10 protein-coding genes are annotated in these 7,489 nt (G+C 66.7%); 3 read left to right on the forward strand and 7 right to left on the reverse strand.

What is annotated here, in order from left to right; genetic code table 11:
* Nucleotides 1-48 precede the first annotated feature (48 nt).
* On the forward strand, nt 49-1,239 hold the full coding sequence (gene tuf / locus ACFWB0_RS10305; protein WP_378490335.1) for an elongation factor Tu: 1,191 nt from the start codon (nt 49-51) through the stop codon (nt 1,237-1,239).
* A 112-nt stretch (nt 1,240-1,351) separates the two neighbouring features.
* On the opposite strand, the gene ACFWB0_RS10310 is transcribed toward tuf, so the two are convergent.
* The 5 genes from ACFWB0_RS10310 to ACFWB0_RS10330 are packed head-to-tail and all read right to left on the reverse strand — an operon-like array spanning nt 1,352 to nt 3,953.
* Nucleotides 1,352-1,915 carry a hypothetical protein gene (locus ACFWB0_RS10310; RefSeq protein ID WP_378490336.1) on the reverse strand — a complete coding sequence of 188 codons (564 nt, stop codon included), beginning with the start codon at nt 1,913-1,915 and terminating at the stop codon, nt 1,352-1,354.
* On the reverse strand, nt 1,912-2,961 hold the full coding sequence (locus ACFWB0_RS10315; RefSeq protein ID WP_378490337.1) for a DUF6286 domain-containing Asp23/Gls24 family envelope stress response protein: 1,050 nt from the start codon (nt 2,959-2,961) through the stop codon (nt 1,912-1,914). Before ACFWB0_RS10315 ends, ACFWB0_RS10310 begins: the two co-directional genes overlap by 4 nt.
* A complete protein-coding gene (locus ACFWB0_RS10320; RefSeq protein ID WP_378490338.1) occupies nt 2,954-3,148 on the reverse strand; it encodes a DUF2273 domain-containing protein in 195 nt (64 codons plus the stop codon). The genes ACFWB0_RS10315 and ACFWB0_RS10320 overlap by 8 nt, the downstream gene beginning before the upstream one ends.
* Nucleotides 3,145-3,495 carry a hypothetical protein gene (locus ACFWB0_RS10325; protein WP_378490339.1) on the reverse strand — a complete coding sequence of 117 codons (351 nt, stop codon included), beginning with the start codon at nt 3,493-3,495 and terminating at the stop codon, nt 3,145-3,147. Before ACFWB0_RS10325 ends, ACFWB0_RS10320 begins: the two co-directional genes overlap by 4 nt.
* Nucleotides 3,492-3,953, reverse strand: a complete 462-nt coding sequence (locus ACFWB0_RS10330) for an Asp23/Gls24 family envelope stress response protein (protein ID WP_378490340.1) — start codon at nt 3,951-3,953, stop codon at nt 3,492-3,494. Before ACFWB0_RS10330 ends, ACFWB0_RS10325 begins: the two co-directional genes overlap by 4 nt.
* Nucleotides 3,954-4,158: 205 nt before the next feature.
* Here ACFWB0_RS10330 and ACFWB0_RS10335 point away from each other — a divergent pair, with 205 nt between their 5' ends.
* Together ACFWB0_RS10335 and ACFWB0_RS10340 are read left to right on the forward strand one after the other, a co-directional pair.
* On the forward strand, nt 4,159-5,340 hold the full coding sequence (locus ACFWB0_RS10335) for an NAD(P)/FAD-dependent oxidoreductase (RefSeq protein ID WP_378490341.1): 1,182 nt from the start codon (nt 4,159-4,161) through the stop codon (nt 5,338-5,340).
* Between the two features lie 32 nt (nt 5,341-5,372).
* Nucleotides 5,373-6,149 carry a glutamate racemase gene (locus ACFWB0_RS10340; protein WP_378490342.1) on the forward strand — a complete coding sequence of 259 codons (777 nt, stop codon included), beginning with the start codon at nt 5,373-5,375 and terminating at the stop codon, nt 6,147-6,149.
* Between the two features lie 15 nt (nt 6,150-6,164).
* On the opposite strand, the gene ACFWB0_RS10345 is transcribed toward ACFWB0_RS10340, so the two are convergent.
* Complete coding sequence (locus tag ACFWB0_RS10345) at nt 6,165-6,830, reverse strand: TetR/AcrR family transcriptional regulator (RefSeq protein WP_378490343.1); 666 nt, start codon at nt 6,828-6,830, stop codon at nt 6,165-6,167.
* Between the two features lie 82 nt (nt 6,831-6,912).
* Complete coding sequence (locus ACFWB0_RS10350) at nt 6,913-7,275, reverse strand: SPW repeat protein (protein WP_378490344.1); 363 nt, start codon at nt 7,273-7,275, stop codon at nt 6,913-6,915.
* Between the last annotated feature and the right edge of the window lie 214 nt (nt 7,276-7,489).

Consider the following 7,489-nt stretch of genomic DNA (forward strand, 5'->3'; position numbering starts at 1 on the left):
CCGCACTGCTGCATACTGCACGCAACAACAGTCCAGGAGGACATTCCAGTGGCGAAGGCGAAGTTCGAGCGGACCAAGCCGCACGTGAACATCGGCACCATCGGTCACGTCGACCATGGCAAGACGACGACCACGGCTGCGATCACCAAGGTGCTGGCCGACAAGTTTCCGGATCTCAACGAGAGCTTCGCGTTCGACCAGATCGACAAGGCTCCCGAGGAGAAGGCTCGTGGCATCACGATCAACATCTCCCACGTCGAGTACCAGACCGACAAGCGCCACTACGCGCACGTCGATGCTCCCGGTCACGCGGACTACATCAAGAACATGATCACCGGTGCTGCTCAGATGGACGGCGCGATTCTCGTTGTCGCCGCCACTGACGGCCCGATGCCGCAGACGCGCGAGCACGTGCTGCTCGCTCGCCAGGTCGGCGTGCCCTACATCCTCGTTGCCCTGAACAAGGCCGACATGGTCGACGACGAGGAAATCCTCGAGCTCGTCGAGATGGAGGTCCGCGAGCTCCTCGCTTCGCAGGAGTTCGACGAGGACGCTCCGGTCATCCCGATCTCTGCTCTCAAGGCTCTCGAGGGCGACGAGAAGTGGGTCCAGTCGGTCGTCGACCTCATGCAGGCCGTCGATGACTCGATCCCGGACCCGGTCCGCGAGACCGAGAAGCCGTTCCTCATGCCCGTCGAGGACGTCTTCACGATCACGGGTCGCGGCACGGTCGTCACCGGCCGTATCGAGCGTGGCGTGGTCAACGTGAACGAAGAGGTCGAGATCGTCGGCATCAAGGAAACGTCGACCAAGACCACGGTCACCGGCATCGAGATGTTCCGCAAGCTGCTCGACCAGGGCCAGGCCGGCGACAACGTCGGTCTCCTCGTCCGCGGCATCAAGCGTGAGGACGTCGAGCGCGGCCAGGTCGTCATCAAGCCGGGCACCACGACTCCCCACAAGGAGTTCGAGGGCCAGGCCTACATCCTCAACAAGGAAGAGGGCGGCCGTCACACGCCGTTCTTCAACAACTACCGTCCGCAGTTCTACTTCCGTACCACGGACGTGACGGGCGTTGTGACCCTTCCCGAGGGCACCGAGATGGTCATGCCCGGTGACAACACCGAGATGTCCGTCAAGCTGATCCAGCCGGTCGCCATGGACGAGGGCCTCCGCTTCGCGATCCGCGAGGGTGGCCGTACCGTCGGCGCCGGTCGCGTCACGAAGATCATCGCGTGAGCTGATACTCACTGACGCTCGAACGGCGTCCACCCTTCGGGGTGGACGCCGTTCCGCGTTTCTGAGCAGAGACAGAGTTGTTGCGCAGTGGGCGGTCGGCCCGGACGACAGCTCAGCGGCCTTCGCCCGCCGGATCCAGATGCAGCAGCACCTGCGTTGCGACACGTGCACCACCGACCGCGGCAGCGGCCCGACGCGCGGCGTCCTCGGCGGCGGCCGTGAACTCGGAGATATCGATGCCGGGCTCGGCGTGGACGGTCACCGACAGCGTCGGCAGGTGCCGTTCCACCACCGCACGACCACGCACGGAGCGGACGCCATGGAAGGTTTCCAGTTCTCGCGCCACACCGGTTGCGACCGGACCGAGATCGACACCGAGCGTCGCGTCGGTCACCTCGTCGTACAGCTCCACGGTCGAGGTACGTCGCCGCGACAGATTCACCACCAGCAGTACTATCCCGATCGTGCATCCCGCGGCCAGGACGGTCCACAGGGCGGGCGTCCACCACGGCTGGTCGGGCAGGTCCATGATGAGTGGCCGATCCAGCTCGGCGAGTCGCTCGCGTGCGAACGGCACCCGCCACACCCATGCCAGCGCGAACGCGCCGGCGCCGAGGAGCGCGCAGCCCACCGCGAACGCGAAGAAGCGGTTGACGAGTACGGTGCGGAGTTTCACGGCAGGGTTCCCGTTTCGGTGGGGGCGTGCGCCTCGTGGCGCGACACCTTCAGAACCAGCGGAATCGGATCTGCGAGCAGAGCGAGTCGCGGTTCCAATTCTGCGCGAAGGGTGGCGCTGAGATCGTCGGTCGTGCTGTCGGACGCTGCGACCACACGGATCAGCGCGCGCCTGCGGTCGACGACGGTCCGTGCGTTGAGCACACCGGGCAGGGCGGACGCACGTGCACTGCACATCCGGGCGATGTCGGTCCGCCGCATCCAGACGGTCGGAACCTCGCCGGACAGCCTCAGTGGCAGATGGGTGCGCCTGCGCGGCTTCAGTGCCACCACGATCGCAGCGAGACCGAGAAGCGCGAGCAGCACGGCAACGGGCGCGATCCACGGATGCCAGTGCAACCGCCCGAACCATTCGAACGAGTTCCTGATCCAGGGTGCGCCGCCGTAGGTGCCGCGGACGATGAGCAGTTCCCGTGCCGCGACGAATGCGAGACCGAGCGCTCCGATCGCGATCAGTGCCGCGGCGGGTGCTGCGGCCGGTGTCGCGAGCGGCGGAAGCGGCGACACCAAGGGGATGTCGGAGCGAGGCCCGGGGTGCCCGGCGACGATGTCGGATTCCAGATATTCGACGGGCACCGACTGTTCGGACGGCTCGTCCTCGACCGCGCGCGCGGTCGAGACGATCAGCACGTTGAGTTCGTGCACCACCAGACCGGTGTACTCGTGAAGATGCCACGCGACGGCGTCGTGGACGCGACGTGTGAGCGCAGCGGCGTCGTAGGGCCATTCTGCCGCGATGTACAGGTTCACTGCCACGGCACTTCCCGCGGTGATCACCTCGGCGCGTGGCAGCTCTCTGCCCGTGAGCAGGCTCAGATTGCTGCTCTGCCGGACGACGTGCGGGACCTGCAGCGCGGCTGCCGCGGCAATCCGCTCGATGGCGCGGTCTTTGATGGTGAGGCTGCCGCGCGATCCGGCGAGATCGACCGACTCCTGTTCGGACGGCGCGGCCGGTGCGGCAGAAGTCGGTGTTGCAGGATCAGCCACGGCCACGACTTCGCAACAGCGCACCCAGGTCGAGGATGCCGTCGCGGTGCGCGCCGATGGACGCACCGAGGGCGCCCAGCAGTACTGCGAACAACAGTCCGCTGAATCCGCCCAGAATTCCGGCGAGTGCCAGCAGGAGACCTGCGATGAGTCCGACGACGGTGTTGGTCGTTGGGGTGTGGTTCACGATGTCACCTGTTTCTCTGCGGAGGCCTGTTCGGCGAGGGGCTCGCGGATGTCCTGGAACACCACGCTCACCGGCCCGCCGACGACGGGTTCGACATATCGCCGCACTGCCTCTCCGAGCGCGGGAAGATCGGCGGGGTAGAGGGCTGTCACGTGGATCTCGCACCCACGTGGGCCCAGCCGGATTCCGGCGACCCGCCGGCCCGGCAGATACGTGGCGATCTCACCGAACTCACCACTGTGCAGACCGGCGATCCCGGCGATGCCCAGCACCGTGTTCGCGACATCGTCGACGAGATCTGCCTCGTGGCGGCAGGCAGGGTTGGGGGCATCGCGGTTCGAATTCACTGCACGCGCGGTTTCTGTTCTGCCGCGGCGTTTGCCGCCTCGTCCGGAAGGACGACGTCGAACACGGTGATGTTGACTTCGGTGACTTCGAGTCCGGTCATGCGCTCGACCGCCATGATCACGTTGTGACGGATGGCGACGGCCAGTTCGTGGAGCGCGACGCCGTACTCGGCGACGATGCCGATGTCGATCGCGGCCTGTGTCTCGCCGACCTCGACTGCGACCCCTTGACCGTGGTTGATCCGAGCTCCCGGAATCCGGTCGCGCAGGGCCCCGACAACGCGTGCGGTACCGGCGCCGACGTCGAACACCCCGCTGATCTCGCGGGTTGCGAGTCCGGCGATCTTCGCGACGACGGCGTCGGCGATGATCGTCCGCCCCTGGGTGTCGACCGGGCCCGGAGACGAACCCGTCCCGAATTGCACGCGGCTGATACCTGCGCCGCTGTCGCTCGTCATGAAAGCTCCTCGGTAGTTCGTCGGTGGGGCTGTGCCGGTCGCGTGTGCAGATCTGCGTTGTACGGTCGACTCTAATTATCCGCCCGGCCGGAGGTGATGTGCCGCGCAGAGACGATCGACGCTCTGTTCACCGTCACTTGTATTTGGTATGAAGACCCGAAACATTCACGTGGCATACGTCACGACCTCAGAAGGATGGACTCAGGTGGCAGTTGATCGGATCGTCGTTGTCGGAGCGGGACTCGCCGGTGTGCGAACCGCGGAGGAATTGCGCCGCGCAGGGTTCGAGGGCGAACTGGTCCTGGTGGGCGACGAGGAGCACCTCCCGTACGACCGCCCGCCGCTGTCGAAGGACGTCCTTCGCGGCGACCGCGACGACACCACCCTGCGCCCGCAGGAGTTCTTCGAGGAGCAGAAGATCGATCTGCGGCTCGGCAGCCCGGCCACGTCCGTGGACACCGCCGCCCAGACCCTCACGTTCGCGGACGGAACCGAACTGAGCTACGACGAGCTGGTCATCGCCACAGGCCTGCGCCCACGCAGGATCCCGGGCTTGAAGGAACTCGCCGGCGTGCACGTCCTACGATCGATGGACGACAGCCGCGCTCTGCGGGGCGAGGTCGTATCGGGCGCCCGTGCTCTCGTGGTCGGGGCCGGGTTCATCGGGTGCGAGGTGGCCGCGAGTCTGCGGGCCAAGGGCGTCGAGGTCGTACTCGTCGAGCCACAGGAGACTCCGCTGGCGTCCGTTCTCGGCACCGAAGTCGGTTCGCTGGTCGCGCGGCTGCACACCGACGAGGGTGTCGATGTACGGGCAGGAGTAGGCCTGACCGAACTCCGCGGCGACGAGCGCGTCACCTCCGCGGTACTCGGCGACGGGTCCGAGATCGACGTCGACCTGGTGGTGCTCGGTATCGGATCGATACCGGTCACCGAGTGGCTCGACGGTTCGGGTATCGAACTCGACAACGGTGTGGTGTGCGACGAGGTGGGTCGCGCGTCGGCTCCCCACGTGTGGGCGGTCGGCGACGTCGCATCCTGGCAGCTACCGGAAGGCGGCCGCAAGCGCATCGAACACTGGACCAACGCGGGTGAGCAGGCCACGGTACTCGTCAAGGCCCTCGTCTCGGGCGACGTGGGTGTCGCGTCTGCGGTGCCCTACTTCTGGAGCGACCAGTACGAGATCAAGATCCAGGGGCTCGGCGCGGTACGCGGCGACGACACCGTGCACGTCGTGCGCGACGACGGCCGCAAGTTCCTGGCCTTCTACGAACGCGACGGCCGACTCGTCGGTGTGGTCGGCGGTGGAATGCCGGCTCAGGTGATGAAGAACCGGATGAAGATCGCAGCGGGCGCGCCCATCGAGGAGTTGCTCGCCACCATGGCGTGAGCCCGGTGGCCCGGACCCGATAGATTCGTAGGGTGATCGTTGCTCTCATCGACTCGGGTTTCGGGCTGCTGCCGACGTCCGCGTGGTTGCGACGCCTGCGTCCCGACCTCGACCTGATGTTGTCGATGGACCCCGCAGGCGCACCATGGGGTCCCAAGCCGTCCGACTGGGTGATCGAACGTGTGGTCACGACGGCGCGGCGGGCAGTGGATCGGGGAGCCCACGTCGTGGTGCTGCCGTGCAACACCGCATCCGTGACGGCTCTCGAACACGTGCGCGCCGACCTCGGCGACGGTGTGCCCGTCGTGGGCACGGTTCCCGCGATCAAACCGGCAGCCGCCGCGTGCGGGTCGGTTGCGATCTGGGCGACCGCGGCGACCACCGCGAGCCGATACCAGGCAGATCTGATCGCACAGTTCGCGAACGGCAGCGACGTCGTCGGGGTCGCGTGCCACGGTCTCGCCGATGCGATCGACCGCGGCGACCGGGCCGGGGCAGCCGCCGCGATCGCCTCCGCCGTCGAGCGGACCCCCACCGACGTCGAGGGCGTCGTGCTCGGGTGCACGCACTATCCGCTCGTCTCGGACACGATCACGGCGCAACTGCCGCTCGGGGTTCGCCTGTTCGACAGCGCCGAGGCCGTCGCACTGCAGACACTCCGACGAATCGACACGCTCGGTCGGACGTCGAGGGGCTCCGGGCGCGTCGAGGTGTTCCTCAGCGGTGAGTCCGGAACACTTCCCGCGGGCGCCGGCGCATTCGCGGCGGGCCGCGAGTTGCTCGAGGCGTCCTCGAACCCGATCGGCTGACGTGCGCTCGGCCCGTCAGTGCAGAGCTGTTGTCGGGCCCAAGGCTGTTGTCGGACCCAAGCGGGCCAGCATCCTCGGTAACGGCGTCATCCCCGACATTCCGGCCGCAATCAGGCGTGCCACGTTCTGCAGTTCCTCGTGGGCTCGCGGTAGACCGTCGCGTCCGAACAGCCGGTCCGTCGTAGCGGCCGAGAGCATCGCCGAGACCCATGTCGTCGCCGCTGTGCGCACGGCGTTCACCGACACCGGTGCCGGTGTACTGGCCTGGAGCACGCGCATCGTCGTGTCGTGGAGATAGGCGCGGAGGGTCCGCAGGTGGCTGCGCACATCGGTGTGTGTTTCGGCCTCCCGCCAGACGATCACGCGGAGCACCGAGGAGTCGTTGTGTCCGAGGTTGAGGGCCGTGTCGAGATTGACCAGGCTTGTTGCAGGATCGCCCGGCGCAACCAGCGCGAGGACATCGGAGATCGGTTCGGTGGGGAGACGTTCGGCGATCAACGCATCGAGGACGGCTTCCTTGGAAGGGAAATAGTAGAAGATCAGGCCCTTCGGTACGCGGGCTGCCGTCGCGATGGCGGTGGTGGCGGTCGCGTCGAAGCCCTGCTCGGCGAACAAGGTCTCGGCGGCGTCGAGGATGCGAGTGCGGGTGGTGGGGTTCGCGTTCGCGCGGTAGGCGTTCACTGATCACCTCCGGGGGAGAAGGCCCCTGCGACGCCGGTGGCGCCGGGAGCAACCGGCCCCACCGGCGGGACAGTGATCGGATTCAGTGATGCGTGGCCAAGCGGCCTCCATGCATGCGGGTGTTCATGGCGGGCAGCGCAGCGACCGCGACGACCACGGTCAGCACACCGACGATCCACGCGGTCCACGACGCCCCGCCGAAGGCGGTGTACGACATGACCCACGGGGAGATGAACAGCAGTGCGCCGAAGATTCCCATCGCATAGTCGATCGATGCCATCGTGGGGCGCATGATCTGCGCGATACCGCACAGGGCGACGAGTGCACCGAGGACGACGAGCGACCACGTGGCGTTGGTATTCGTGTCCAACCAGAGCGGTGACAGGGCGGCGAATACGCCGAGAACGACGGCTACATAGTCCTGCAGCCGGCTGTCGGAGAACATGGTGAGCCTCCTTCGGGTGATGGTTCGTGAGAATGTGTCCCCACTCCTCGGTATAGGCCTGATCGACCGGTCGGTCAATGTTGAGGAGAGTTGCTAAGTGATAAATCTTTCTGCAGGTGGAGTGACCTTTTCGGTGTTGATCGTGACGTAGGCGAAATATTCTCTCCGCGGAGGATGTTCCACAAGCAGCAGCGCCGCGACGCGGCGCCGCTGC

It is taken from the genome of Rhodococcus sp. NPDC060086 (assembly GCF_042730275.1).
GTDB lineage: Bacteria > Actinomycetota > Actinomycetes > Mycobacteriales > Mycobacteriaceae > Rhodococcus.

Coding starts and splice junctions, on each gene's coding strand:
- ACFWB0_RS10330 (WP_378490340.1), bottom strand. CDS start 3,953: ATGACGAGCGACAGCGGCGCAGGTATCAGCCGCGTGCAATTCGGGACG.
- ACFWB0_RS10350 (WP_378490344.1), bottom strand. CDS start 7,275: ATGTTCTCCGACAGCCGGCTGCAGGACTATGTAGCCGTCGTTCTCGGC.